Below are 25041 nucleotides of genomic sequence, written 5' to 3' on the forward strand. Positions count from 1 at the left end.
CCTCATCCTATGAGGCTGTGCTGGAAGGCCGCTGTGAGACGCGGCAAGGTTCGCTGTAGATGCTAGGGCTTTAGGATGGAGCATGCCTCCTGCCTCCAGCAGCTTGACTCCCCGGGTCATGGGCCGTTTGCGGCTCGTGAGCCATGGCCTGTTGGGTGGCGGTTCCCGACCCGTTCCGGACGCCGTCCGATGGATGGCATGTATCCAAGCGCAGGACCTTGGTTCCGCCCTGTGGGCCGTGGGCCAGCGCTCTCGCGGCACCACGGCGTCAGACGTTCGTGCGGCCCTGGATAGCGGAGCTGTGGTGCGTTCCTGGCCGATGCGCGGGACACTGCATCTGCTCGCCCCCGAGGACCTACGCTGGATACTTGCCATCACCAGTGGCCGACTCATGAAAGTAGTAGCAGGGCGGCACCGGGAGCTGGACATCACGCCCGAGGACATCAGTCACTGCCGGGACATCGCCTTCAAGACCTGCGAAGCCCTCAAGGCAGGCGATGGCACCCCCGGGGCCACCCGCGAGCAGCTTTTCGCCGCCTTTGAGGACGCCGGCCAGATCACCAAGGCCCAGCGCGGCATCCATTTGGTGGCGAGCCTGTGCCAGCGGGCTTGGCTGGTCCAAGGACCCATGGCCGCCAGCGGCAAGGCGGGCAACGGGAAGGCGGGCGCGCAGCAACTGTTCGTCCCTTTCGACGACTGGATTCCCAAGTCCAGGAGCCTCGGGCGCGAAGAAGGGATAGCTGAGCTCATGTTCCGCTACTTCCGCAGTCACGGCCCCGCGACGGTGCGCGACTTTTCCTGGTGGAGCCAAGTGCCGCTCACGGAGGCTCGTCGGGCGCTTACCGTGGTACGGGAGCAACTGGTGGAGTTGCCCTTCGAAGGCACCAGTTATTGGCTTTCTCCCGAAGTCGCGCAATTGCTCGACGACGGCGTTCCCGGCTCCCGCACGTTGCTGGCACTTCCCGGGTTCGACGAATTCCTCCTCGGGTACCAGGACCGGAGTCTGGTCTTGGCCCCCGAGTATGCAGGCCTGGTGGTGCCGGGGAACAACGGCATCTTCAAGCGCATGATCGTCTCCGGAGGAGAAGTGGTGGGGACCTGGTCCCGGACGGTCAGCGGCAAAACGGTCAGCGCAATTCCAGAGCCGTTCACCGGGAAACTCAGTCCGGCTGCTCAGCGTTCCTTCGAGGCTCAGGGCCGCGCCTACGTGAGGTTCATGGCCGGCTAAATTTAGAGCTTGCCTGTCGCAATGTTGAGCATGCGGCGGAGCGGCTCGGCGGCACCCCAGAGGAGTTGATCGCCCACTGTGAAGGCGCTGATGTATTCAGGCCCCATCTCGAGCTTCCGGATTCGGCCCACCGGGATGTCCAAGGTGCCGGAAGCGGCGACAGGAGTCAGCTCGGCCATGGAGGCTTCCTTGGTGTTGGGAACCACCTTGGCCCACTCGTTGTCCTTGGCGAGGAGGTTCTCGATCTCCGTCACGGACAGGTCTTCACGGAGTTTGAGGGTGAGGGCCTGGGAGTGGGAGCGCATGGCTCCGATGCGGACGCACAGGCCGTCCATGGCGATGTGTTCCTTGCCCGCGGTGCCTTTGCCGGTGCCAAGGATCTTGTTGGTCTCGACGCCCGCTTTCCACTCTTCCTTGGACTGGCCGTTGCCCAAGTCAGCGTCGATCCAAGGAATCAGGGAACCGGCCAGGGGAACACCGAACTGCGTGGCGTCCACGCCGTTGCGCTGCGCGGCGAGTACTTTGCGGTCGATTTCAAGGATCGCGGACGCGGGATCATCCAGTTCGCTGCTGACCTCGTTGTTGAGCGTGCCGAACTGGTTCAGGAGCTCACGCATGTGGCGGGCACCGCCGCCGGAAGCAGCCTGGTAGGTCATGGAGGTGCCCCACTCAACCAGGTTGTTCTTGAATAGGCCGCCGAGGCCCATCAACATGCACGAAACCGTACAGTTGCCGCCGATGAAGTCCTTGACGCCGCCGGAAAGGCCGGCGTCGATGACATCGCGGTTGATGGGGTCCAGCACGATGATGGAATCATCGCTCATGCGAAGCGTTGAGGCAGCATCGATCCAGAGGCCGTCCCAACCCCGGCTGCGCAGTTCGCCGTGGACCTGTTTGGTGTAGTCGCCGCCCTGGGCGGTAACAATAATCGGCAGCTTGGCAAGCGTCTCAATGTCAAACGCGTCTTGGAGGTTGCCGGCGTCGCCCTCGGTGGAGTTCAGGAACGAAGGGGAGGCACCTCCCGCGTTCGAGGTGGAGAAAAATACCGGGTTGATGTTGGCGAAGTCGTTCTCTTCCTGCATGCGTTGCATCAGGACGGAACCGACCATGCCACGCCAACCGACCAGTCCAACGGACGGATTAGCTGCTGTAGTCATGCACCCAGTCTAAACTTTCGGAACCAGCCGCCGCTGTCCGTTACGTCACGTGCGCTGGCTGGCTACTGACCGGCGTCGCGCTCTTGGAGCATGGCGGCCTTGCGCTGGCGCAACGCAAAGAAGGAACCGAACGTAAATACCTGGGTTACTACCACGAGCACAATAATCCCCGCGATCCTATTGCCACCCAGGATCATGGTCAGGCCCACGATAGCCGAGAGGAGTGCCAGCAACGGCAGCAGCATGTAGCCCAGGACGAAAAGGGTCTCGGGTTTTTTCAACATTCCGGGTTTCCTAGCTGTCCGTCCGGCGCAACGCGGTGAACCGGTAGTTTGTGCCATTTGCGGCGGTCAGCCAGCCCTCGCTGGGCGCCGCACCTTCAAGGGACCAGTCCGCGCCGAGCTGAGGCGCGAAAGTATCGCCGTCAAAATCGCCGTCGATGACCGTGATCACCGCAACGTTGGCGATGCCCATGGACTGTTCGAAGATTTCGGCGCCGCCAATAATCCACACCTGCTCGCAACCAGGTGCGAATTGCGACTCGAGCAGCGCGGCGTCCAAAGATGACACCACGACGACGCCCTCCGCCTCATGCGCGGACGCCCACCCGGAGTTCCGGGTCACGACGATGTTGGTGCGTCCCGGAAGAGGCCGGTATTTTTCGGGGAACGACTCCCACGTTTTGCGGCCCATGATGACGGGGTGGCCGGACGTGAGCTGGCTGAAGTGTTTGAGGTCCTCGGGTACGTACCACGGCATTGTGCCGTTCTTGCCGATCACGCCCGCGGCTGTCTGGGCCCACACCATGCCGATCCCGTTCATGCGCGCAGAGATTTCCTGCGCGAATGTGACGCCGGAAAGCGGCGAAGGAGAGTCAGAAGAGGAAGCGTTACTCATACGGCAATCGGCGCCTTGATAGTGGGGTGGTGGCGGTAGTCAACAACTTCGAAGTCGTCCAGTTTGTAATCGAAAATGGAGTCCGGCTTACGGAGGATCTTCAACTGCGGGTAGTCGTACGGCTCGCGGCTCAGCTGCTCCGTGACCTGGTCTACGTGGTTGTCATAGACATGGACATCGCCGCCGGTCCACACAAATTCACCGGGCTCCAAGCCCAACTGCTGGGCCACCATCAGCGTCAAGAGGGCGTAGGAGGCGATGTTGAACGGGACGCCGAGGAAAGTGTCGGCGGAGCGTTGGTACAACTGGCAGGAAAGCTTGCCATCGGCAACATAGAACTGGAAGAAGGCATGGCAGGGGGGTAAAGCCATGTCAGTGAGTTCGGAGACGTTCCAGGCAGACACGATGTGTCGCCGTGAGTCCGGATTCGAGGCCAGGTTGGCCATGAGATCAGCGATCTGGTCGATGTGGCCACCGTCAGGGGTGGGCCAACTGCGCCACTGCACCCCATAAACGGGTCCAAGTTCACCATCGGCGTCCGCCCATTCATCCCAAATGGACACGCCCTGTTCCTGCATCCACCTCACGTTCGACTCGCCGCGAAGGAACCATAACAGTTCCACCGCCACGGATTTGAAGTGAACCCGCTTGGTGGTGATCAGCGGGAAGCTCCGGGCGAGATCGAACCTCAATTGACGTCCAAAGACGCTGCGGGTTCCGGTTCCGGTGCGGTCCGACTTGTGGGTGCCGTTGGCCATAACGTCGCGGAGGAGGTCTTCATAGGGAGTGGGGATGCTCACGGGTCCAGCTTACTAGTCAACAACCGGGGTCTACGCGCTGACCCGGGCTAACCGCAGCACTAGTCGTCGAACGGCCTGATCTGCTCCACGGAGACAATCTTCCGCTCTGCCCCGCGGGCCACTTGGCACACAATCACCTCTCCGGGGGTCAGGAACGGGTCCGACGTCGGAAGCAAGGCCCGCAGCTCCGGCAACATGTGCCGGCCAAGTTGTTTGAGTGCCGTCGGCAGCGCCGGGCGATGGGTGCAAACAGCTATCGGAACTTGCTTGTCGAACAGTGCTTCAACGGCTGCAGCGGTCTTCTTCGGAGAACGCTGATGATGGTGCTCGGTGAGGGCCTCGGACAGCTTGACTTTGGCTCCGCTGGCTTTGGCGTAGGGGGCGATCGTTGCAACGCAACGGAGCCACGGGCTGGTTACCACACGTTGGGGCCGCCAAGCCTCCAAAAGCCGACGCACAGCCGCTGCCTGGCGCTGCCCCGTGGCCGCCAACGGGCGGTCGCCCTCCGCTTTGGTCCATGAGGAACGAGGCTTGGCCTTGGCGTGGCGAATGAGCACCAGCGGCCATGTATCGAGTTCGCCTCGCACGTAGGCCTTCTCCAAGTACTCCAGCGGCTCGATGTCGGTGGGGTTGCTGAGGTACTTGGCAGCCCTGTCCGGTGTGCACCACATGACGCTGTCCACTTCTTTGCCATCTGGTCGAAGAGGTGCGCCGTTGACTTTGACCGCCCAGTAGTGGACGACTTTGAGGCCGGCGTTCACGTGATAGTGGATCGGTGGCAGCGGAATGCCCAAACCTGCTTGGAGGCCGATCTCCTCGCGGACCTCACGCACTGCGCACTCCGGGACTGTTTCGCCGGCGTCGAGCTTGCCTTTGGGCCACGAGAAATCGTCGTACCGGGGCCGGTGGATCAGCAGGACTTCCAAGTGGCCATTGACGATCCGCCAAGGAATGGCCCCGGCGGCTACTACCGCAATGGGCTCGCCGGGATGGTCCGTCTGATCCGCCACGGGCGTATCGCTGTTCAACTGGGTCCTTTACAGCCGGGTGGCGGCGCGCTGCCGGGATCGGGAAGCCAAGAGCCAGGATTGCATGTCCAGCAACGGCTTGCCGTCCGCGTCCAAATGGTGCCTGGTCCAATTGCCTTGGTTGTCCAGATGCCAGCTCGCCGTTCCGTCGTCCACGTAGCGCCGCATCAGGTCCACTACCGTGGCGGTATCTTCCTTGCTGGCCAGCTGCACCAGGGCTTCGACGCGGCGGTCTAGATTGCGGTGCATCATGTCCGCGGAACCGATGTACACCACCGGTTCGCCGCCGTTAGCGAAGGCGAAGACGCGGGAGTGCTCCAAGAAACGGCCAAGGATGGAACGCACAGTGATGTTCTCGCTGAGCCCCGGGACGCCAGGGCGCAGCGAGCAAATGCCGCGGACCACGACGTCGACGCGGACGCCGGCCTGCGATGCCCGGTACAGGGCGTCGATAATTGCCTCATCCACCATGGAGTTGACCTTGATCTGGACCCTGCCGGGGATGCCGGCACGGGCGTTGCGGATCTCGGTTTCGATCCGTTCGATCAGGCCGGCCCGCACGGATCGCGGGGCAACGAGCAATCGCTTGAACGTGGACTTGGGTGCGTAGCCGGAGAGCTGGTTGAACAGCTTGGACAGGTCCTCGCCCACTTGCTCGTTCGCTGTGAGCAACCCGAGGTCTTCGTAATACCGGGCAGTGCGGGGGTGGTAGTTGCCGGTGCCAATGTGGCAGTAGCGGCGGAGCCCGTCCACTTCCTGGCGCACCACCAGGGAGAGTTTGCAGTGTGTCTTTAGGCCGACGATGCCATAGACGACGTGGACGCCGGCCTGCTCGAGCTTCCGTGCCCAGGAGATGTTGGCTTGCTCGTCGAAACGTGCCTTGATTTCCACCAGGGCGAGTACTTGTTTTCCGGCCTCGGCGGCGTCAATCAAGGCATCGACGATGGGGGAGTCCCCGGAGGTCCGGTACAGCGTCTGCTTGATGGCCTGAACTTTGGGATCGGCCGCCGCTTGCTCCAGGAACGCCTGCACGGAGGTGGAGAACGAATCGTAGGGGTGGTGCAGCAGGATGTCTCGGCGTCGCATGGCGGCGAAGACGTTGGCCGCCTTGGACGTCTCGGACTCGTTCAGGTACCTCGAGGTGTGCGGTACGTGCTTGGGGTAGTGCAGATCCGCGCGGTCGATCGCGGCGATGGCGGACAAGCCGCGAAGGTCCAAGGGTGCCGGAACGGAGTAGACCTCGGACTCCTCCACCCCCAGCTCGCGGACCAGCAAGGCCTTGATGTTGGGATTGATATCCGTGGTGACTTCAAGGCGCACGGGAGGGCCGAAACGCCGGCGCAGGAGTTCCTTCTCCAGCGCCTGCAGGAGGTTTTCGGCGTCGTCCTCTTCGACTTCCAAGTCCTCGTTCCGGGTGACGCGGAAGGTGTGGTGCTCCAAAACCTCCATGCCGGGGAAGAGCTTGTCCAAGTGGACGGCGATGACTTCCTCCAGGGCGATGAAACGGGCAACGCGGCCAGGAATCGCACCGGCCCGCGGCCCATCCACCGAAATGAGGCGGGGAAGTTGGTCGGGGACCTTCACGCGGGCGAAGAGTTCCTTGTCGCTGATGGGATTGCTGACAATCACGGCGAGATTCAGGGACAGGCCGGAAATGTAGGGGAACGGATGCGCAGGGTCCACAGCCAGGGGGGTCAGGATGGGGAAGACCTTCTCCTGGAACATGATGCTGATGCGCTGGCGTGCGTCCTCATCGAGTTCGTTCCAGTGCATGATGTGGATGTGCTCATACGCCAGGGCCGGGCGGATCTGCTCGGCGAAGACGCGCGCATGGCGTTCGGTGAGTCTGTGTGCTTCCTCCCCGATCTTTTCCAGAACCTCGATGGGGCTCAAACCTGCGGGAGAGGGGACTGCCAAGCCGGTGGCGATGCGTCGTTTCAGCCCGGCCACCCGGACCATGAAGAATTCGTCCAAATTGGAGGCAAAGATCGACAGGAAGCTGACGCGCTCCAGCAGGAACAGGTCCGGGTCCTCCGCCAATTCGAGGACGCGTGAGTTGAAAGCGAGCCAACTCAGCTCCCGGTCCAGGAAGCGATCCGGTGAGATGTCGCCTTCCGGTTCGGGGCTGGGTGCGAATTCAGGGATGTCGATACGGTCCTGGGTGGCCCTGGAGGCTGGCACTTCCGAGGATCCGAAGCGTGCGGGTAGCGTAGCTCCCGTCGATATCGATCCTGCGGCGCCTACGGTGTCCGGCTGCATGGGTCTCTCCTAAGCTCAGGACTGGGTTTCCCTCCCACATTACAAGCAATTGCCCTGTGGGAATCCATGACGTCTGCTGCTTTAAAGTCCAACAGTCAGCCCACTCTAACTTTGGGATAAGGGTCCGTACATGACGTCGGTGTCCCAACGTACAAAGCCAAGTTTCTGGTAGAGGGCCACAGCGGCGTGATTATCGGCATCGACGTACAGCATCACTGCGTGAAGACCTTGGGCTTGCAAGTACTTGATGCCTGCCACAGTCAGGGCTTTCCCTAAGCCCAAACCTTGGGCATCGGGCGTGACGCCGACTACGTACACCTCGCCCATGGCGGGGTGCGGACCAAGCTGGGCGTGGACTTTGGTCCAGTGGAATCCCAGTAATTCATCCTCGGCATTTACCGCCAACAAGAAGCCTTCAGGATCGAACCAGCTCTCGGCCTCGCGGGCCGTCAGGTCTGCCATGGTCATCGATCCTTGTTCAGGGTGGCGTGCAAAGGCCGCACGGTTGGCAGCCAGCCAGGCTTGCTCATCGCGGCCCGGCACAAAGGCGCGCAGCGAGATCCCATCCGGAAGGCCGGCGTCGGGCAGGTCCGCGGCAGAGGACATCAGCCGCATCTTCCACAATTCGCGCAACGGGGCATACCCGAAGCGTTCGGCAAGTTCGGCGGCGGCTTCGTGGTTGCCATGGGACCAGGCGTTCAGCCCGTCAAGGCCGCGATTGTCCTGTAGGGCGGACAGCAGCCTGCCCGCCACACCCTGATTGCGGTAGCTCGGGTGGACGGCCAGTTCCAGCACACCGCTGCTTCCCGCTTGAACCACGACGGCGATCCCAGCCAGGTCTTCTCCGGTCATCGGATCGGAATCTTCGTCCGGGGCGTACAGGGCGAATGATGCGACGGTGCTGTCGCCGTCGTCGACGCCGCGTAGCATCACCATGGTCTGCTCGGAAAAGGGCGGGTTCCCGTCGTCTTCTTCGGCTGCGGCCGCCAGCGCCCGCACGTCCGCCAGGAGCTCAGGGTCCAAAGCGCCGTTGGTTATCAGGACGGGCCAGTTTTCCGGGTGCACTTGACTCATGAAGCAAGGCTATACGCACGGGGCAAGCACGCGATTTGGAGCTCCCGGTCAAACCGCGATAGTGTCGTAATCTCGTTCGGCTCTGAGGCTGAATGCAGGGGGGATCCACCAGTGGGGTGGCCTCGATACGTTCGACCCGTATGTCCTCCACAAGCAGGCGAGGGGCCCGAATCTGACCAGTTCAGATTCGGGTCCCTTCGTCTTATTTGCCCGTTTTCAGGTGCTGGCGTCGGTTTCAGGTGCTGGCGCAGGCGCGCTACGCCTCAGAGAGTTGGTCGTCCGGAAGCCGTACGAGGGTGAGCCGGTAACCGACGTTGCGGACCGTGCTGATGAGGTTCTCGTGGTCCACGCCCAGCTTTGCCCGGAGCCGACGGATGTGCACATCCACGGTGCGGGTACCGCCGTAGTAGTCGTAGCCCCACACTTCGGTGAGCAGTTGTTGGCGTGTGAATACCCGGCCGGGATGCTGGGCCAGGTACTTCAGGAGTTCGAACTCCTTGAAGGTCAGGTTCAGGGGTTGCCCGCTCACGCGTGCGGTGTAGCTCGCTTCATCAATAACGACGCCGGCGGCCCGGATCTCCGTCTGCGTTTCCTCTTCGCCCGGTACAGCGCGCGCCATGGCCAATCGGATCCTGGCTTCCACCTCGGCCGGACCCGCGGAGTCCAGCACGATGTCATCGACTGCCCAGGCTGAGGACACGGCCGCCATTCCGCCTTCGGTAAGTATCAGCATCAGGGGAGCGCTGAGGCCGGTCGCCTTCAAGAGCTGCGTGAGGGAGCGTGCCCCCACGAGGTCTTTCCTGGCATCCAGAAAAACAATGTCCGTGGGATCGGTTTCAAGGAGTGCTGTCGGCTCTGCCGGGAGGATGTGCACGCGGTGGTTCAGGAGCTCCAAGGCAGGCAGGATGTCCACCGATGAGCCGGTGCTGTTCGTCAGGAGCAGGATGTGCGACATAGTTCCTCCAATGGGCGGTACGCGCATCATCGGGCGTCGAAACCGGAGTCTCACCGGCCTGTCACGGTGCACAGTTTTCCTCTTCCCGTTGTAACGGAAACCAAGGCCAAGCCTGTGCGCTGTTGAAGTCTGAGTATACCCGCAGGGGTGCTGCGTCACAGGGATTCGTGACGGGTTGATGCCGGAATTACGACATATTGGGCTGGCTTAAGGCAGGATTGTCGAGAGGTCGTAAGGCGCATCGGATTGAGGTCGGGCACACAGTGAAGTCTTGGAGCATCGGGGTATTTGGGCTCGTGGCGCTCGCAGCCATCGTGGCCAGCACCTTCGTTTCCCGGGAAGCCATGGTGGGCGTCGGCGTTGCGGCCTCTGCCGCGGTTGGCATTGGCTGGCCCCATTTCCTGGGGGTCCCGGCCAAGAAAACGCTGGCAGCGGTCATTGGCCTTGCCGGTGCAGGGTCCGCCGTAGCCGCCGCTTATATGCCGGCGCCCGGATTCCTGGATGGCACCCCGGCCTTCATTGCCTTGGGTGTCATGGCAGTTTTCACTATTCAATTGATCCGGGGCACAGGCCAAGCCCAGCGGCTCGAATCGACGCTTGGCTGCTGCGCAGGCGTCCTGTTGAACTGCCTGGGCGCCGGCTGGATCGCCGGAGCACGCTTCAACGGGGTGCGGGAGATGGCGCTGGTGGCCGGCTTCAGCGCCGCCGTCGCGCTCCTTGTGGGCATCATCCGCTGGCCGGATCGCATCGTCGCCCCCTTGGGCGTGGTGATGGCCGGACTCATGGCTCCCTTGGCCGGTTTGGTTTTCTCGGACATTGCGGTGCTGCCGGCGGCCTTGGTGGGCGTGGTGGTGGCATCGGTCCTGGTGTGCTTCCGGCGGATGACCACTCTCAGGCGTGGACGGCTCAACATCCAGGCAGCAGTGGGGATGGGAATCGCGCCTGTGTGGGCAGTGGGCGCCATCGCTTACTTCATTGACAAACTACTCATCTACTAACGGTTAGGATGGCATCATGTCTGTACTCGCATTTGAAATCTTTTTCCTCGTCCTCCTTGGCCTGGCCAGTGTGTCCATGGCTTGGTTCGCGGGTTATGTCGTTTACCGCCTTTTCCAGGGCCAGAAGTAAGCAGTCCGTCCCTCAGGTCAAGGGAGGTAGTTGTTTATGCCTATAGAGATTCCAACAGATCTAACACCTGAACTTGTCCCGCTTTCCTGGCTCATTGGTGAGTGGGAGGGCCGCGGCCGTTTGGGTAGTGGTGACGAGGACTCGGAGCATTTCGTCCAGCACGTCTCTTTCACCCATAACGGCCTCCCGTATTTGCAGTACCGGGCGGAGACATGGCTGAGTGACGACGCCGGCGCAAAGCTGCGTCCGTTGACCGTGGAAACAGGCTTCTGGGCTTTGGAACGGAAACTCGAAGAGGGCGACGGCGGTCCCGGACTTGTTCCCGCCGACATCGTCCCTGTGCTCAAGACGGCCGATGAGGTCGAAGAGCGCCGGAATGCCGACGGTGGCTTCGATATCTCCGTCTCGATCGCCCATCCCGGAGGCATTACTGAGCTCTACTACGGTCAGATCAAGGGGCCGCAGATCCAGCTCAGCACCGACATGGTGATGCGCGGAAGCCACTCCAAGGAGTACACAGCAGCTACCCGCATTTTCGGTTTGGTGGATGGCAACCTGCTCTGGCGGTGGGATGTTGCCGCCAGTGGCAAAGCGCTGGAAGCACATGCCTCGGCTTTCCTCCACAGGGTGCCCTAGGTCTCCCTGACGAGAGGTCTCACTGTACGTTCCGCACAGCCAACCAGCAGAAGGAGCAGATAGTGACAACCAACCTCAAGCCGGGGGGCTATGAGGGCCTCAAGGCCGTCTTTTTCAATGGCACCCTTAAGCCCTCACCCCAGGTCAGCAACACCGATGGCTTGATCAAGATCAGCCGTGGGATCATGGAGAAACAAGGAGTTTCCACTCGTCTCATCCGGACGGTTGACCACGATATTGCCAGCGGTGTCTACCCCGATATGCGCGAGCACGGATGGCGGAGTGATGCGTGGCCTGAGCTTTATCCAGCCGTTCAGGAAGCCGATATCGTCGTCGTCGCGGGCCCTATCTGGCTGGGGGATAACTCTTCGCAGACCAAGAAGCTGATCGAGCGTCTCTACGCCCATTCCGGGGAGCTGACCGCAAACGGCCAATGGGCGTTCTACCCCAAGGTCGGAGGATGCCTGATCACGGGCAACGAGGACGGCATCAAGCACTGCTCCATGAACGTCCTCTACAGCCTCCAGCACATCGGCTTCACCATCCCTCCCCAAGCCGACGCCGGCTGGATCGGTCCGGTGGGTCCGGGCCCCAGCTACCTTGACGAGGGAAGCGGTGGCCCCGAAAGCGACTTCACCAACAGAAACACCACGTTTATGACGTGGAACCTGCTGCACATGGCCAAGCTACTCCGTGATGCCGGAGGTATTCCGGCCTACGGCAATTTGCCCGAAGAATGGAAAACGGGCACCCGATTTGATTTCGAAAACCCGGAATATCGCTGATCCCGGAATACCACCGAGCTGGAAGTTCTTCTACTACATATGACTTACAAGAGCCCTCTGTTGTCGCGCCCCGGCGCCGTTGAGGACACCGGCCTGGACGCCGGCGTCGCAGCCCATTACGGCGAACCCCTTCGCGAGCAACGCGCCCTGGCCGCTGGTGCCGCCGTCGTCGATCTCTCCCATAGGGGAGTAGTCACGGTAGCCGGGCCGGATCGGCTCAGCTGGCTCAATACTCTTTCCTCGCAACAGCTCACTAACCTCGCGCCCGGCGTCTCCAGTGAGCTGCTGCTGCTGAGCGTCCAGGGCCGGATCGACTTTGATGCCCGCGTTATCGACGACGGCGGCACCACCTGGCTGATCGTCGAGGCGGCAGAAGCTGCTCCCTTGGCCGAGTGGCTCAACAAGATGAAGTTCATGCTCCGGGTGGAGATCGAGGACGCTACCGAGCTGTGGGCAGTGGTGGGTGCCACCAAACCCGTGGAGCAGTTGTCCACCCGCCTCGTGTGGGAAGACCCGTGGCCGCACGTCGGACCGGGCGGGTACGCGTACAGCATCGTGCCCGAGGATTCCCATCCCGGCCTCGACCGGCCGTGGTTCGAGTACTTGGTTCCGATGGCCGAGCTTGAAGACGCGGTGGACGGCTTGCCGTTGGCCGGCGCCATGGCTGCAGATGCATTGCGTGTTGCCGCATGGCGTCCTCGCCTCGGTGCGGAGACGGACGAGAAAACAATTCCCCACGAATTGGACCTCCTCAGGACCTCCGTGCACCTGAACAAGGGATGCTACAAAGGCCAGGAGACCATCGCGCGCGTCCACAACCTCGGACACCCTCCGCGCAGGCTGGTGTTCCTGCAACTGGATGGTTCGCAGCACACCCTGCCTGCCGTGGGCAGCGTTGTCTTTGCCGGAGATCGCAAGGTGGGTACCCTGACATCGGTGGCGCAACATTTCGAGATGGGACCGGTGGCTTTGGCAGTGATAAAGCGATCAGTTTCGGCTGAGGAAAACCTCACGGTGATGGACGGCGAAGAGCCCTACGTCGCAGCCCAGGAAGTGATCGTCGCCCCCGATGCCGGCCAAGTGGTCGGGCGCCAGACCGGATTCTTGAAGGGACCCCACCGATGAGCCAGGCAACGAACCCCTCCGGCGATGAAACTAGCGCGGACGATGAAACGCTGGCCCTCGCACACGCGTTGTTCGACGCCGCCCGCGAAGGCAACACTGAGTTGCTGCGCGGTTACCTGGGTGCGGGTGCTCCCGCCAACCTGACCAACGCCTCCGGCGATTCACTGTTGATGCTCGCGGCCTATCACGGACACGAAGAAGCCGTTCAGCTGATTCTTCACCACGGCGCCGATGCCAACGCTGCCAACGACCGTGGCCAGACACCGCTGGCGGGCGCGGTCTTCAAGGGCTACACCGGCGTCGCCCGCATACTGCTGGATGCCGGAGCCGACCCCGACGCCGGCACCCCCACCGCGCGGGAGGCCGCGGCGATGTTTGCACGCTCGGACATAGTCGCGCTCCTGGGCTGAGGCAACTCCCGGGTGCGGGACCCGGGACCCCGCTGAGGTAACTCCCCGCTGAGGAAACAGGGACCGCCGAAGCGTCGCCTTGCGCTCACTTATTCCACGTGGAATAGTTGTAGTGGAATATACGCACGACGGGGAGGGGTTATGCCCAAAGCCGCTGAACTGACTCCTCTGGGAGTTGCATCATTGGCGCTCCTGGCGGAAGAACCCATGCACCCCTATGAGATGTACCAAGTCCTCATGGCGCGGCACGAGGACCGGCTCGTCAAGGTCCGGCCCGGGACGCTGTACCACGCAGTTGGTCGGCTCGAGGAGCATGGACTCGTTGAAGCCACGGGTACAGAGCGGGAGGGCAACCGCCCCGAGCGCACAACGTACCGGATCACGGACGATGGACACCGTGCCCTCGATGCCCGGCTCCAAGTAATGCTGTCCACGCCGCTCAATGAATATCCTGTCTTTCCGCACGCCATCGCCGAAGCGCACCACCTTCCCTCGGAAGTGGTCGTTGACCTGATGGAACAACGCCTCGTGGCGCTCGCCGCGGACTTGGACTTCCTGGTCAATGCCGAAGCCACCGTGACCGCCAAGGGCGTCGACCGCAAGTATTGGATCGATATCACCTACCAACAGGCCATGCGCCGAACCGAAATTGCGTGGATCCGCGATTTCCTTCAGGAGCTGGGGACCCGGCAACTGCCCTGGGATGAACCCCAAACCGCTCCGCCAGCACTCTCACACCACCCAAAGGAATCCCTTGGAAAACGTAGCTAAACCGTGGCCCGCACTGTGGTCACTCGTCGTTGGCTTCTTCATGATCCTGATCGACACCACTATTGTGTCGGTCGCCAACCCCCGGATCATGGCGGGCCTCAACACGGACATCAATGCCGTCATCTGGGTGACCAGCGCCTACCTTCTGTCCTATGCAGTTCCACTGCTCATCACCGGCCGGCTCGGTGACAGGTTCGGCCCCAAGAACCTGTACCTCATCGGTCTGGTGGTCTTCACCTTGGCGTCCCTATGGTGCGGCCTCTCCGGCGACATCACCATGCTGATCGCAGCCCGTGCCGTGCAAGGCCTGGGTGCTGCCATGATGACCCCTCAAACGATGGCCGTCATAACGCGTATCTTCCCACCGGATCGCCGTGGCGCAGCCATGGGACTCTGGGGCGCAACCGCCGGCATGGCCGTCTTGGTTGGCCCGATCCTCGGCGGCGTCCTGGTGGACAGCTTGGGATGGGAATGGATCTTCTTCGTTAACGTTCCTATCGGGATCGTAGCGTTCGTCCTGGTCACCCGGTTTGTGCCGAAGCTGACCACCCACAGCCACAGCTTCGACATCCTCGGTGTGGTGTTGTCCGCCGTCGGCATGTTCCTCCTGGTGTTCGGCATCCAAGAGGGCCAGACATATAAGTGGGGAACCGTTACCGGCGTGATCTCGGTCTGGGGCCTGATTATCAGCGGGCTGGTGGTTCTGGTCCTCTTTGTCGCCTGGCAGTGGATGCTCGAACGCCGCGGCGGTGAACCGTTGTTGCCGCTGGGCCTGTTCAAAGAACGCAATTTCTCGTTGGGCAACGCCACCATCATGGCGGTGGGCTTTTCGGTAACGGCATTCCCGCTACCCACCATCTTCTACTACCAAGTGGTTCGGAGCCTCACACCAACACAGTCCGCACTGCTGATGATCCCCATGGCCGTCATATCCGGTGCCCTCGCCCCGGTGGTGGGCAGATTGATCGACAAAACCAACCCGCGCTGGTTTGCAACCTTCGGACTCGTTTGCCTCGCTGGTGCACTGTTCTGGACGGCAAACCTGCTGGGTCCGGACACGCCCATCTGGATGTTCCTCCTGCCGAGCGCTGTGCAGGGCGTAGCCAACGCTTGCATCTGGGGCCCCGTTTCGAATGCAACTACCCGTAACCTGGAGCCGCGGCAGGCGGGCGCCGGTTCCGGTGTCTTCAACACCACGCGGCAGATCGGCGCCGTCCTGGGCTCAGCGGCTATCGCCGCACTGATCCAAGCCCGCTTGGCTGCGGAGTTGCCTGCAGCCCCCGCCGGAGCGCCGGTGGGAGAAGCTTCCATGTCCGGAACCTTGCCGCAGGCACTTCACGCGGGATTCTCGACGGCGATGAGCCAGTCGATCGTGCTGCCGGCCTGTGCGATTCTGCTGGGTGCGGTTGTTGCCGCGTTCTACGGCAAACCCAAGTCGGTCAGCGGCTGGGGCAACAAGCCAGCCGCTGCCGGAACTCCGGCAGTTCAGGAAGCCTCCTCCCAGGATGCCGCCCGCAAGTAGGCATGCCCATAGCCGGGACTGGCTGTTGACTGATCAGCCAAGCAGGACGCTCGCGTGAAGCCCGCCCGTGGCAAAGCCAAGGCTACGGGCCATCGCGAGCGCTCCTGTGTTGCTGACATCAGCCTTCCACTGGAGCGTCAGCCCTGCGGCTAGTGCTTCATGCGCAGCGATCGACGCCGCGAGGGTACCGAGGCCGCGGCGGCGCCACGGAGGTGCCACCAAGACCCCCATATTCCCCAGGATGCCTTCCCATTCCGAGTACGCCCCGCAAGCCACCGGAGTAGCCTGCTCTTCATCCGGGTGCATGATGGTGAAGCGGTGTTCGAGTCCTTGGAGGCCTACTTCGTTGACATCATCCGGAGGGCAAAGGCCCTCCAACCCGGTCGCCTCGGGATTTCCCCGGGAGACAGTGAGTTCCGCGGCCGGTTGCCGGAGTGGCAGGTCGTCTGCGAAGAACAAGGCTGAGGACCCCAGCCCGTGCCCACCATGTGACCGGGTCAAGGTCAAGAGCGTCACATGCTGGGCAAGTTCGGTATCGGGCACGTCGGCCGCGGCATCCAGTGCCCATTGCGGCCCTACCAGTGCCGAAGCACCGAACAATCGCAGAAAGACCAGGGCGCGTGCCGAGTCGTCTATCCGCGTGATGCGCCCTGAAGGATCGCTCGGGTCGGAGTTCCGTCCCGTGAGTCCGCCGGCGAAAGCGTCGTCGTCGAGCCCTAAATGGCGAGCCCACGCCAACTGGATAATGGCAGCGGACGTGGACTCCAGGGTCATGAATTCAGCCTATCGGACATAAATTCAGCCTATCCGACCTGCATCCCGACTATCCGAACAGGACGGCTGCTTCGTCGTAGCGGTGTTGGGGGACTGTTTTGAGTTTGCCGAGGGCTTCTTCGAAGCCGACGTGGGAGATGTCGGTGCCTTTGAGGGCGACCATGGTTCCCCAGCGGCCGTCGACGACGGAGTCGGTGGCGGCCATGCCGAGTCGGGTGGCGAGGACGCGGTCGAAGGCGGTGGGGACGCCGCCGCGTTGGATGTGGCCGAGGATGGTGGCGCGGGTTTCGATGCCGGTGCGGGCTTCGATTTCGGGGGCTAGTTGGTCGGCGATGCCGCCGAGGCGTGGGCGGCCGAAGGTGTCCAGGCCGCGTTCGGAGTGGGGGGATTCCATGTGGTCCGGGACGAAGCCTTCGGCGACGACGATCAGGGGTGCGCGGCCGCGGTCGTGGGCTTCTTGGACCCATTCGGTGATTTGGTCGATGCTGACTTTTTGTTCGGGGATCAGGATGGCGTGGGCGCCGGAGGCCATGCCTGAGTGGAGGGCGATCCAGCCGACATGTCGGCCCATGACTTCGGCGATCATGCAGCGGTGGTGTGATTCGCCGGTGGTGCGGAGCCGGTCGATGGCTTCGGTGGCGATTTGGACGGCGGTGTCGAAGCCGAAGGTGTAGTCAGTGGCGTCGAGGTCGTTGTCTACGGTTTTGGGGACGCCGACGATTTTGAGGCCGGCGTCGGTGAGTCGTTTGGCGGCGGCGAGGGTGCCTTCGCCGCCGATGGCGATGATCGCGTCGATGCCGAGGCGGTCCATGTGGGCTTTGATGGTTTCTGGTCCGCCGCCGTTTTCGAAGGGGTTGGTGCGTGAGGTGCCCAGGATGGTGCCGCCTTGTTTGGCGATTCCGCGGACCATGGTGCGGGGGATGTCGATGATGTCGCCTTCGACCACGCCGCGCCAGCCGTCACGGAAACCGACGAATTCCTGTCCGTGAATGGCGATGCCTTTGAGGACTGCTCCGCGGATGACTGCGTTGAGGCCGGGGCAGTCGCCGCCGCTGGTCAGAATGCCAATTTTCATGTTTGCTCACTCATGGCTTGGAGGAATACGTGCAGAGCGCCACGCTGAGCTCCCCATGATTGTAGACGGGCATGTGGGGTGCGACACAAATGATGACTTGTTAACACTGCTGTGCTGTCACTGAAACTTTCATGAAACGCGGGAGGTGCTCCACCTGCAGCTGGAGCACCTCCCTTTCCAGCCCGCGTTTGGCCGGCAATGGTTGGCCCAGTGGTTGGCCGGCAGCAGTTAGCGCAAGCGCTGGCTGACGAACGATTCGAGGACGATTTTGTTTCGCTGGTCCGGCAGAATGAGCCAGCCCAGGACGTAGACCGCGATCGCCGGCCCTGGCAGCAGGCAGAAGAGCAGGAAAGCAACCCTCACGTAAGCGACGTCCACGTTGAGCTTGGCGGCGACTCCTCCGCAGACACCGGCCAGCCAGCGCTTGGGTCCACGTTTCAGGCCGAAGCCCCTGACGATGCTGAAGAACTTGTCCATAGTTACAGCCTTCCCTGTTGTGGTTGCTTTGTCACCTGTTGTTGGTGGCTTTGCGCGAGCTTCTCCGTGCCGAAAGGAGCCCTCCGAGCACCAATGCGATGCCTGCGCCGATCATCAGGCCGATCAGGACGTACGTTCCGTTCAGGACCACCCAGCCAAGTGCTGTCAGGAAGATCAGGGCGGCGAGAACCACCACGATCAAGCCCCAGACAACGGTGCCGATCCGCGGTTCGCGGGCCTCGTCGCCGTCCTCGGGATGTTCTGGAGGGGTGAACTCGGGGTTGTTGGTGCTCATTTCATTTGCCTTCCTTGATGGTCACGTTGCTGAACGTGCCGTCCACCGCCACAACGAGTGCGGGGCCTGACTTGTCGGTGTTGTACGCGGTCCGGTCGTTGTGGAGCTGGCCGCCACGATCACCGCCGTTTTCGCTGAGGTTGCCGAACGTCATGTCCGCTGTGACCTGAACCGGAACATTGGCGGGAATGATCACGGTGACGTCGCTTGCGGTGGCGTTCACAGGCACGGCTACTTCGGAGGGTAATTGTGAGCCCGGAACCAGCCCGCTCAGGTCCACCACACCCTTGGCTCCGGTGATATCGACTCCTTGGCGGGCCTCGTCCACGCTCGACGGCGTCCAATGGACATCATGGAAGGTGAACCGGTCCACTCCGCGCGGTGCCATGGTAAATGCGCTGCCCGCAACCAAGGCCACCACAGCAAGTAGGCCCAACAAACCGGAGCTCCGTCCGCGAAGCCCCGCCGCGACGATGCCCAGTCCCAACACCGCCGCCCCTGCAGCCCAGGCCACAGCATTGACCGAGGTGCCCAGTTGCAGGAGGTGTCCGGCGTCGAGCGCCTTCAAAGTACCGCCGACCACAAGGGCGGCGCCTGCCGTTATGGCGACTATGCCCGAACCCGGGCCCCTTCGCTTCCCGCGTCCGGGCGTTTGCGGAGTACCCACTGGGGGAACACCCACTGGCGGAACGGGACCGTAGGCCGCTGCGCCGTCCGGGGCCGTGGGCTGACCGTAACCCGTCCCGGCCATCGGCGCAGCAGCGCTCCAAGCGTTGCCCTGCTGGGCTGCATTGCGTTGACCCCGGAACCTGTTGCCTTGAACGAACCTGTTGCGCTGAACAGACCTGTTGCGCTGGACAAGGAAGTAGATCAAGTATGCGATCGCGCCCATCCACAGAAGCGTCCAGAACAGGCCGGCCAGGCCGTTCCCGCCCCATCCCCAAAAGCCGCGACCCAGGCTGGGCAAACCAATGATCGATGTGACCAGGGCTCCTGTCATACCTGTTGTCCAGTGCCCGTTCCCGGCTTCCTGGACGTGGATTCGGCCATCGGGCTCGGGCAGGAGCGCCCACGCCAAGCCATAGAGCAGAACCCCGATACCGGCGAAGAGCGCCAGAACAATGAAGATGCCCCGCACGATCATGGGATCGATGCCGAGTCGATGTGCAATTCCACTCGAGACGCCGCCCACCCAGCGATCCGGTCCGCGTTGGATCCCTTGACCGCGAATCCAGTCGAAGAAGTTCTGCTGTGGGGCAGTTCCGGGTGCATCCGTGGGCGCCCCGTTCCCGGGTACTTCCGTGCTTCCAGGCGTCCCTGCGCCCTCTGGATCTGTACTGTTCGCGTTCATATCTCCATCCTGCCGTCCGGCACCCGCGCGCCTCTATGAGGGGATACCCTGAACGATCCCTGAAAGGCCCCCGGTCAACCCCGAACGGCCAACCGGTGCACCCTGATCCGTGCTTGGATTGGTTCATGAGAACCGTTGTCCAACGCCCACCGATGGTCCGCAGCAGTGACCGGATCATCGCTGGCGTGTGCGGCGGTCTCGCCGACCATTTGGGCTGGCCCCTCAAATACGTTCGCCTCGGGATGGTCTTGGCGGTGTTCGCCGGCGGCGCCGGCATCGTCTTTTACGCCTGGTTGTGGGCTGTGGTTCCCACAGCGGATGAAAACGCGACACGCAGCGCCCGCCGGCCGGCGTCGCCCATTGCCCCGGCAGTCAGCCAGGCACCGAACCTGGCAAACCCCGGGAACGGTATCCAGCCAGGCGGGCCACGCACCTTTCTTGCAGGGTCCGACTTTCATGCATGGTCCGACGCCGGTCCCACCACGGGTGGCAGCAGCCGTGCGTCGTGGTTCACGTTGCGCCGGATCCAGTACGGCAAGGAGATCCTACTGGGTTTCGCGCTGCTGATGGTTGCCGCCATCTTGATGGCACGCCAGTTCGGAGTGGACGTCCCCCTGGGAACGTTCATCCCGGTGGCGGCCATCCTTTGCGGCGCCGCCATCGCCTGGATGCAGTTGGATGAAACCCGCAGGGCGGGCCTGGTGGACAAAACCAAGGCGGATCAGGCCGGCGGCTGGGTTCGCCTCGCGGCAGGCCTGGCCTTGGTGGTGGCCGGCGTCCTGGTGATGGTGTCCGGGTCCGGATCATGGGAGCAGACCTGGCTCGCACTGCTCGCCTCGGTTGCCGTGCTTGGCGGCGTCGCCTTGGTTTTACTGCCGTGGGCACTGAAGTTTTGGCGGGACTTGGAAACCGAGCGCGCCGGCCGTGTTCGCGAGACCGAGCGTGCCGAGATCGCTGCGCACCTGCATGATTCCGTTCTGCAGACCTTGGCCCTGATCCAACGCCGCGCCGGTTCCGAGCAGGACGTCGTGCGGCTGGCAAGGGCGCAGGAACGCGAACTGCGGGCGTGGCTCTTCAGCGATGCGGCCAGGGAATCCGGCCTCTTGGCAGATCGGCTCAAGGCGGTCGCAGCGGAGGTGGAGGACTCCCACGGCCAAGCGGTCGACGTCGTCACTGTAGGCGATACCGGAATGACGGAAAGGCATGAGGCCTTGGTCCAAGCAGCCCGGGAAGCCATGCTCAACGCTGCCCGGCACGGCGGTGGCACGGTGTCGGTGTACGTGGAAAGTGCAGCGGGAAACACTGAGGTATTCATCAAGGACAGGGGCCCCGGCTTTGACCTTGCCACGGTGCCTGATGATCGGCTTGGCATCAAGGAATCGATCATCGGCCGCATGAAACGCCATGGCGGCTCTGCGGTCATCAACAGTAGCTCCGAGGGCACGGAAGTCAGGCTCTCCCTGCCTCCGCTGGGCACCGGTCCCGGCGAAATGCGCAATGACGAGGGCGGAATGGAGAAACGCAATGACGCACAACCCTGATAGTGGCGCGGACCGGCGCGTCCGCGTGGTGATCGTGGATGACCATGCGATCTTCCGATCCGGACTGAAGGCCGACTTGGATGCGCGCATGGACGTCGTGGGCGAGGCAGGGACGGTGGAACAGGCCCTCGCTGTGATCGCCGAAGCACGTCCGGAGGTGGTCCTTCTTGACGTCCACCTTCCCGGTGGCCTGGGTGGCGGAGGGCGGGAGGTCATTGCCGGCTCGGCCGCGCTTCTGGGCAGCACCAGCTTCCTCGCGCTGAGCGTCTCCGATGCCGCCGAGGACGTGGTGTCCGCGATTCGGGCCGGCGCCCGTGGCTATGTCACCAAGACCATATCCGGGCCCGAAATTTCCGACGCCGTGATCCGCGTTGCGGACGGGGACGCCGTGTTCTCGCCCCGCCTTGCGGGCTTCGTCCTGGATGCGTTCGGGACCGCGCCGGCAGACATCGCCGACGACGAACTGGATAAGTTGTCAGCCCGGGAACTGGAAGTCATGCGCCTGATTGCCCGTGGATACAGCTATAAGGAAGTCGCGAAGGAACTCTTCATCTCCATCAAGACCGTGGAGACCCATGTGTCGGCGGTTCTCAGGAAACTCCAGCTATCGAACCGGCATGAGCTCACAAAGTGGGCAGCGGAGCGACGCCTGCTCTGAGTTTGGTTTCCCCGACGCGGCCTCCTGACCCCTTGTGGCAATAAATCAGCCCCTGGGCAACCGCAAGAGGTTGCCCAGGGGCTGATCCCGGCCCGGGGAGGGTCAGAAGCCTATTTCGCCTTGCCCAAGAATTCCTGGATACGGCGGACACCTTCGGCGAGGTCGTCGTCGCCCAAAGCGTAGGAGAGCCGTACATACCCGGACGGACCAAATGCTTCGCCCGGAACCACGGCAACTTCGACCTCATCGAGGATGAGCGCGGCAAGTTCCGCCGACGTCGCCGGCCGGACAGGGCCATTGGAGGTCTCGAATTCCTTGCCCAGCAGGCCGCGAACGTCCGCGTAGACGTAAAAGGCGCCTGTCGGCGTCGGGCATTCAACACCGTCGATCTCGTTAAGTCCGGCAACGATTGCTTTTCGACGCCGGTCGAAGGCAACCTTCATCTCGTCGACGGCGGTCAACGGGCCGGTGAGGGCCGCGGCGGCAGCGACTTGCATGATGTTCGAGACGTTGGAGGTGGCGTGCGATTGCAGGTTGGTGGCGGCCTTGATGACGTCGGCCGGGCCGATCATCCAGCCCACCCGCCAGCCGGTCATGGCATAGGTTTTGGCAACACCGTTGAGGATGACCACCTTGTCACCGAGTTCCGGCGCCGCTGTCGCGATCGAGGTGAACTCAACGTCGTCGTACGTCAAGTGCTCGTAGATTTCGTCAGTGACAACCCACAGGCCCTTGGACGCTGCCCACTTGCCGATCTCAGCCGTCTGCTCCGGGCTGTAGACGGCGCCCGTGGGGTTTGACGGCGAGACGAAAAGCAGGATCTTGGTCTTGTCGGTGACTGCGGCCTCCAGCTGCTCAACAGTGACCAGGTATCCCTGCTCAGGGCCGGCGAAGACCTCCACAGGTACACCGCCGGCCAACCGGATGGCTTCAGGGTAAGTGGTCCAGAACGGCGTCGGGATGATGACTTCATCGCCCGGATCCACCAGGGTGGCGAAGGTGTTGTATACCGCCTGCTTGCCGCCATTGGTCACCAGGACCTGAGACGGGTCAACCTGGTAGCCCGAGTCCCGGAAGGTCTTTTCAGCGATGGCCTTCTTCAGCTCCGGGAGACCGGCGGCGGGGGAGTACCGGTGGTACTTGGGCTGGCCCGCCGCTTCAATGGCAGCCTGCACGATGTAATCCGGGGTGGGGAAGTCGGGTTCACCGGCCCCGAAACCGATCACGGGACGTCCCGCGGCCTTGAGTGCTTTGGCCTTGGCATCAACGGCAAGGGTGGCGGACTCGGCAATGGCGGAAATTCGCTGTGAAATGCGGGCGGTAGTTGTTCCGGCAGACATCTATGTACCGTTCTTCGCAGGCAGCTCGTGGGCTGGATGATGGGATTCGACGTAAACTACCTTATGCTGTTCTGCGGCGCTCTCGCGTGCCTGCCGGACAATGTGACCAATTCCCGTGCTCACACTTGCCCAGCGACGTGCGGGAACTCTGAAGTGCGTCGGTTCGACTATCGCGAATTTCTTGCGTAGACTGATTCACCGGTGTTGAAAAGCATCACAGGCTGAAGTGCGGCCTGAAACATGGATTCGATCCATAGGGTAGTGGCGCAATTGGTAGCGCAGCGGTCTCCAAAACCGCAGGTTGCAGGTTCGAGTCCTGTCTGCCCTGCGCAAGGTGTTCCGGCGGAAACGCCGGGACACGCGCAGCAACCATGGCTCTGATCAGAGTCGGGTCAACGACTTTGCAAGGTGAGTGAGGACCAGGTGACCGAAACAGCTGCCAGCAGCTCAAAGGGCCGTCCCGCCAAGAAGGCCGATCGCGGCCTCTTCGCCCGAATTGCACTTTTCGTACGCCAGGTCATCGGCGAACTGAAGAAGGTCGTTGCCCCCACCCGCAAGGAACTGATCAACTACACGCTCGTGGTGCTGGTGTTCGTCGTCATCATGATGGTTGTCGTCACAATATTGGATCTGGCCTTCGGTACCGGAGTCAACTGGGTCTTCGGTGGTTCCGGCATCAAGGACCACTAGGCGGACGTGTCCGCAAACTGTGTCTTATCTCCGCAGTTCGGAGCGAGGCAGGGTTTGCGGAATTGAGCCATTTAAATAGGCATGTTAGGCAATGAGGAAGCAGGAGACCAAGTGTCTGAGCAGGAGCTCGAGGTAACTGAGACTGAGCTGGGTGCGTCCACTGAGGACACAGCCGACGCCACGGCTAACGCCGCGGGAGAGTCCGAGGTTGATTCCGCTGCGCCCGAATCTGCCGACGTCGACGCGTCCGAAGAGGACTTCAAGGCGGACGTAGACGGCGAATCGGATAACGAGTCAGATGACGAGGGCACCGTCGGTGACGATGGTGACGAGAACGCTGCTGACAGTTCGCTGGAAGCCGCTGCTGCTGCCGCACCGGCTGACCCGGCCGATGAATTCAAAGCCAAGCTGCGCCGCCAGGAGGGTGACTGGTACGTCATCCACTCCTACGCAGGTTACGAAAACCGCGTAAAGGCCAACCTCGAGACCCGCATCCAGACCTTGGACATGGAAGATTACATCTTCGAAATCCAGGTCCCCATGGAAGAAGTCGTTGAGATCAAGAACGCTCAGCGCAAGGTCATCAATCGCGTCCGTATTCCCGGCTACGTCCTGGTCCGCATGGACCTGACCGATGCTTCCTGGGGCGCGGTGCGCCACACGCCCGGTGTCACCGGCTTCGTGGGTAACGCCCACAACCCCGTTCCGCTGCGTCTGGATGAGGTCTTCTCCATGCTCGCCCCGGTCTTCGAAGAAGAGCAGGCAGAGCAGGGCAAGCCGGTCAACAAGCAGAACCAGGCTCCTGTCGCCGTCGACTTCGAGGTCGGCGAGTCGGTCATCGTCAAGGAAGGTCCCTTCGAGACCCTGCCGGCAACGATCTCCGAGATCAAGCCGGAATCCCAGACCCTCGTGGTACTGGTCTCGATCTTCGAGCGCGAAACACCGGTGACGCTCGCATTCAACCAGGTCACCAAGATCTAGTTGACTCCATATTTCGCTCCTGTCCTGCCTGCTTAGCAGTTCGGGAGCGGCCGGCTGCCTCGCCATGGCGGCCACCAACCTGGG

General features: G+C 62.5%; 26 protein-coding genes and 1 tRNA gene. 13 read left to right on the top strand and 14 right to left on the bottom strand.

Annotated elements, in window-relative coordinates:
- Positions 1-82: 82 nt before the first annotated feature.
- A complete protein-coding gene (locus QRN04_RS12335; RefSeq protein ID WP_284976330.1) occupies positions 83-1228 on the top strand; it encodes a winged helix DNA-binding domain-containing protein in 1146 nt (381 codons plus the stop codon).
- Positions 1229-1230: 2 nt separating this feature from the next.
- Here the strand turns inward: QRN04_RS12335 and asd are convergent, their stop codons facing one another.
- The 8 genes from asd to QRN04_RS12375 all read right to left on the bottom strand — a co-directional run bounded on the left by asd (position 1231) and on the right by QRN04_RS12375 (position 9398).
- Positions 1231-2385 carry an aspartate-semialdehyde dehydrogenase gene (asd, locus tag QRN04_RS12340; protein WP_284976331.1) on the bottom strand — a complete coding sequence of 385 codons (1155 nt, stop codon included), beginning with the start codon at positions 2383-2385 and terminating at the stop codon, positions 1231-1233.
- 62 nt (positions 2386-2447) lie between these two features.
- Positions 2448-2669, bottom strand: a complete 222-nt coding sequence (locus QRN04_RS12345) for an NF038396 family protein (RefSeq protein WP_284976332.1) — start codon at positions 2667-2669, stop codon at positions 2448-2450.
- Between the two features lie 10 nt (positions 2670-2679).
- On the bottom strand, positions 2680-3282 hold the full coding sequence (locus QRN04_RS12350) for a dihydrofolate reductase (protein WP_284976333.1): 603 nt from the start codon (positions 3280-3282) through the stop codon (positions 2680-2682).
- Positions 3279-4082, bottom strand: coding sequence for a thymidylate synthase (locus QRN04_RS12355; protein WP_284976334.1), 804 nt, complete (start codon positions 4080-4082; stop codon positions 3279-3281). The genes QRN04_RS12350 and QRN04_RS12355 overlap by 4 nt, the downstream gene beginning before the upstream one ends.
- 59 nt (positions 4083-4141) lie before the next feature.
- Positions 4142-5110: an NUDIX hydrolase gene (locus tag QRN04_RS12360; protein WP_284976335.1), complete on the bottom strand. Its 969-nt coding sequence runs from the start codon at positions 5108-5110 to the stop codon at positions 4142-4144.
- Positions 5111-5119: 9 nt separating this feature from the next.
- Positions 5120-7369, bottom strand: a complete 2250-nt coding sequence (locus QRN04_RS12365) for an RNA degradosome polyphosphate kinase (RefSeq protein WP_284976336.1) — start codon at positions 7367-7369, stop codon at positions 5120-5122.
- A 105-nt stretch (positions 7370-7474) separates the two neighbouring features.
- Positions 7475-8443: a mycothiol synthase gene (mshD, locus tag QRN04_RS12370; protein WP_284976337.1), complete on the bottom strand. Its 969-nt coding sequence runs from the start codon at positions 8441-8443 to the stop codon at positions 7475-7477.
- A gap of 256 nt (positions 8444-8699) precedes the next feature.
- Positions 8700-9398 (bottom strand): winged helix-turn-helix transcriptional regulator, encoded by a 699-nt coding sequence (locus QRN04_RS12375; protein ID WP_159706924.1) that lies wholly within the window; start codon positions 9396-9398, stop codon positions 8700-8702.
- A gap of 263 nt (positions 9399-9661) precedes the next feature.
- Between QRN04_RS12375 and QRN04_RS12380 the strand changes: the two genes are divergently transcribed.
- From QRN04_RS12380 to QRN04_RS12410, 7 genes are all read left to right on the top strand, one after another.
- Complete coding sequence (locus QRN04_RS12380) at positions 9662-10396, top strand: permease (protein WP_284976338.1); 735 nt, start codon at positions 9662-9664, stop codon at positions 10394-10396.
- Between the two features lie 166 nt (positions 10397-10562).
- Positions 10563-11162: a nitrobindin family protein gene (locus QRN04_RS12385; RefSeq protein ID WP_284976339.1), complete on the top strand. Its 600-nt coding sequence runs from the start codon at positions 10563-10565 to the stop codon at positions 11160-11162.
- Positions 11163-11224: 62 nt separating this feature from the next.
- Positions 11225-11947: a flavodoxin family protein gene (locus tag QRN04_RS12390; RefSeq protein WP_284976340.1), complete on the top strand. Its 723-nt coding sequence runs from the start codon at positions 11225-11227 to the stop codon at positions 11945-11947.
- Between the two features lie 39 nt (positions 11948-11986).
- Positions 11987-13072 (top strand): CAF17-like 4Fe-4S cluster assembly/insertion protein YgfZ, encoded by a 1086-nt coding sequence (gene ygfZ, locus QRN04_RS12395; protein ID WP_284976341.1) that lies wholly within the window; start codon positions 11987-11989, stop codon positions 13070-13072.
- Positions 13069-13482, top strand: a complete 414-nt coding sequence (locus tag QRN04_RS12400) for an ankyrin repeat domain-containing protein (protein ID WP_284976342.1) — start codon at positions 13069-13071, stop codon at positions 13480-13482. Before ygfZ ends, QRN04_RS12400 begins: the two co-directional genes overlap by 4 nt.
- Before the next feature lie 141 nt (positions 13483-13623).
- Positions 13624-14253, top strand: coding sequence for a PadR family transcriptional regulator (locus QRN04_RS12405; protein WP_284976343.1), 630 nt, complete (start codon positions 13624-13626; stop codon positions 14251-14253).
- Complete coding sequence (locus tag QRN04_RS12410) at positions 14237-15775, top strand: DHA2 family efflux MFS transporter permease subunit (RefSeq protein WP_284976344.1); 1539 nt, start codon at positions 14237-14239, stop codon at positions 15773-15775. Before QRN04_RS12405 ends, QRN04_RS12410 begins: the two co-directional genes overlap by 17 nt.
- 33 nt (positions 15776-15808) lie before the next feature.
- Here the strand turns inward: QRN04_RS12410 and QRN04_RS12415 are convergent, their stop codons facing one another.
- The 5 genes from QRN04_RS12415 to QRN04_RS12435 all read right to left on the bottom strand — a co-directional run bounded on the left by QRN04_RS12415 (position 15809) and on the right by QRN04_RS12435 (position 19747).
- Positions 15809-16549, bottom strand: coding sequence for a GNAT family N-acetyltransferase (locus QRN04_RS12415; protein ID WP_284976345.1), 741 nt, complete (start codon positions 16547-16549; stop codon positions 15809-15811).
- A gap of 49 nt (positions 16550-16598) precedes the next feature.
- Positions 16599-17624, bottom strand: coding sequence for a 6-phosphofructokinase (locus tag QRN04_RS12420; protein ID WP_284976346.1), 1026 nt, complete (start codon positions 17622-17624; stop codon positions 16599-16601).
- Between the two features lie 228 nt (positions 17625-17852).
- Positions 17853-18101 carry a PspC domain-containing protein gene (locus tag QRN04_RS12425; protein ID WP_284976347.1) on the bottom strand — a complete coding sequence of 83 codons (249 nt, stop codon included), beginning with the start codon at positions 18099-18101 and terminating at the stop codon, positions 17853-17855.
- Between the two features lie 31 nt (positions 18102-18132).
- Positions 18133-18396, bottom strand: a complete 264-nt coding sequence (locus QRN04_RS12430; protein ID WP_284976348.1) for a hypothetical protein — start codon at positions 18394-18396, stop codon at positions 18133-18135.
- Between the two features lies 1 nt (position 18397).
- Complete coding sequence (locus tag QRN04_RS12435) at positions 18398-19747, bottom strand: PspC domain-containing protein (RefSeq protein WP_284976349.1); 1350 nt, start codon at positions 19745-19747, stop codon at positions 18398-18400.
- Positions 19748-19872: 125 nt separating this feature from the next.
- Here QRN04_RS12435 and QRN04_RS12440 point away from each other — a divergent pair, with 125 nt between their 5' ends.
- Positions 19873-21288, top strand: coding sequence for an ATP-binding protein (locus QRN04_RS12440; protein ID WP_284976350.1), 1416 nt, complete (start codon positions 19873-19875; stop codon positions 21286-21288).
- On the top strand, positions 21272-21946 hold the full coding sequence (locus QRN04_RS12445) for a LuxR C-terminal-related transcriptional regulator (RefSeq protein WP_284976351.1): 675 nt from the start codon (positions 21272-21274) through the stop codon (positions 21944-21946). The genes QRN04_RS12440 and QRN04_RS12445 overlap by 17 nt, the downstream gene beginning before the upstream one ends.
- Before the next feature lie 110 nt (positions 21947-22056).
- On the opposite strand, the gene QRN04_RS12450 is transcribed toward QRN04_RS12445, so the two are convergent.
- A complete protein-coding gene (locus QRN04_RS12450) occupies positions 22057-23286 on the bottom strand; it encodes a pyridoxal phosphate-dependent aminotransferase (protein WP_284976352.1) in 1230 nt (409 codons plus the stop codon).
- A 255-nt stretch (positions 23287-23541) separates the two neighbouring features.
- Between QRN04_RS12450 and QRN04_RS12455 the strand changes: the two genes are divergently transcribed.
- The 3 genes from QRN04_RS12455 (at position 23542) to nusG (ending at position 24957) form a co-directional block, all read left to right on the top strand.
- Positions 23542-23614 (top strand) — tRNA-Trp (locus QRN04_RS12455).
- An 80-nt stretch (positions 23615-23694) separates the two neighbouring features.
- Positions 23695-23976 (top strand): preprotein translocase subunit SecE, encoded by a 282-nt coding sequence (gene secE / locus QRN04_RS12460; protein WP_284976353.1) that lies wholly within the window; start codon positions 23695-23697, stop codon positions 23974-23976.
- Positions 23977-24087: 111 nt separating this feature from the next.
- A complete protein-coding gene (gene nusG / locus QRN04_RS12465; RefSeq protein ID WP_284976354.1) occupies positions 24088-24957 on the top strand; it encodes a transcription termination/antitermination protein NusG in 870 nt (289 codons plus the stop codon).
- The last annotated feature ends 84 nt before the right edge of the window (positions 24958-25041 follow it).

The sequence above is a fragment of the Arthrobacter sp. efr-133-TYG-104 genome, from assembly GCF_030208915.1.
Lineage (GTDB): Bacteria > Actinomycetota > Actinomycetes > Actinomycetales > Micrococcaceae > Arthrobacter.

Excerpts from the sequence above, each read along its gene's own strand:
- QRN04_RS12335 (WP_284976330.1), top strand. The coding sequence starts at position 83 with ATGCCTCCTGCCTCCAGCAGCTTGACTCCCCGGGTCATGGGCCGTTTG.
- asd (WP_284976331.1), bottom strand. The coding sequence starts at position 2,385 with ATGACTACAGCAGCTAATCCGTCCGTTGGACTGGTCGGTTGGCGTGGC.
- QRN04_RS12345 (WP_284976332.1), bottom strand. The coding sequence starts at position 2,669 with ATGTTGAAAAAACCCGAGACCCTTTTCGTCCTGGGCTACATGCTGCTG.
- QRN04_RS12350 (WP_284976333.1), bottom strand. The coding sequence starts at position 3,282 with ATGAGTAACGCTTCCTCTTCTGACTCTCCTTCGCCGCTTTCCGGCGTC.
- QRN04_RS12365 (WP_284976336.1), bottom strand. The coding sequence starts at position 7,369 with ATGCAGCCGGACACCGTAGGCGCCGCAGGATCGATATCGACGGGAGCT.
- mshD (WP_284976337.1), bottom strand. The coding sequence starts at position 8,443 with ATGAGTCAAGTGCACCCGGAAAACTGGCCCGTCCTGATAACCAACGGC.
- QRN04_RS12375 (WP_159706924.1), bottom strand. The coding sequence starts at position 9,398 with ATGTCGCACATCCTGCTCCTGACGAACAGCACCGGCTCATCGGTGGAC.
- QRN04_RS12385 (WP_284976339.1), top strand. The coding sequence starts at position 10,563 with ATGCCTATAGAGATTCCAACAGATCTAACACCTGAACTTGTCCCGCTT.
- ygfZ (WP_284976341.1), top strand. The coding sequence starts at position 11,987 with ATGACTTACAAGAGCCCTCTGTTGTCGCGCCCCGGCGCCGTTGAGGAC.
- QRN04_RS12400 (WP_284976342.1), top strand. The coding sequence starts at position 13,069 with ATGAGCCAGGCAACGAACCCCTCCGGCGATGAAACTAGCGCGGACGAT.
- QRN04_RS12405 (WP_284976343.1), top strand. The coding sequence starts at position 13,624 with ATGCCCAAAGCCGCTGAACTGACTCCTCTGGGAGTTGCATCATTGGCG.
- QRN04_RS12415 (WP_284976345.1), bottom strand. The coding sequence starts at position 16,549 with ATGACCCTGGAGTCCACGTCCGCTGCCATTATCCAGTTGGCGTGGGCT.
- QRN04_RS12420 (WP_284976346.1), bottom strand. The coding sequence starts at position 17,624 with ATGAAAATTGGCATTCTGACCAGCGGCGGCGACTGCCCCGGCCTCAAC.
- QRN04_RS12425 (WP_284976347.1), bottom strand. The coding sequence starts at position 18,101 with ATGGACAAGTTCTTCAGCATCGTCAGGGGCTTCGGCCTGAAACGTGGA.
- QRN04_RS12430 (WP_284976348.1), bottom strand. The coding sequence starts at position 18,396 with ATGAGCACCAACAACCCCGAGTTCACCCCTCCAGAACATCCCGAGGAC.
- QRN04_RS12435 (WP_284976349.1), bottom strand. The coding sequence starts at position 19,747 with ATGAACGCGAACAGTACAGATCCAGAGGGCGCAGGGACGCCTGGAAGC.
- QRN04_RS12440 (WP_284976350.1), top strand. The coding sequence starts at position 19,873 with ATGAGAACCGTTGTCCAACGCCCACCGATGGTCCGCAGCAGTGACCGG.
- QRN04_RS12445 (WP_284976351.1), top strand. The coding sequence starts at position 21,272 with ATGACGCACAACCCTGATAGTGGCGCGGACCGGCGCGTCCGCGTGGTG.
- QRN04_RS12450 (WP_284976352.1), bottom strand. The coding sequence starts at position 23,286 with ATGTCTGCCGGAACAACTACCGCCCGCATTTCACAGCGAATTTCCGCC.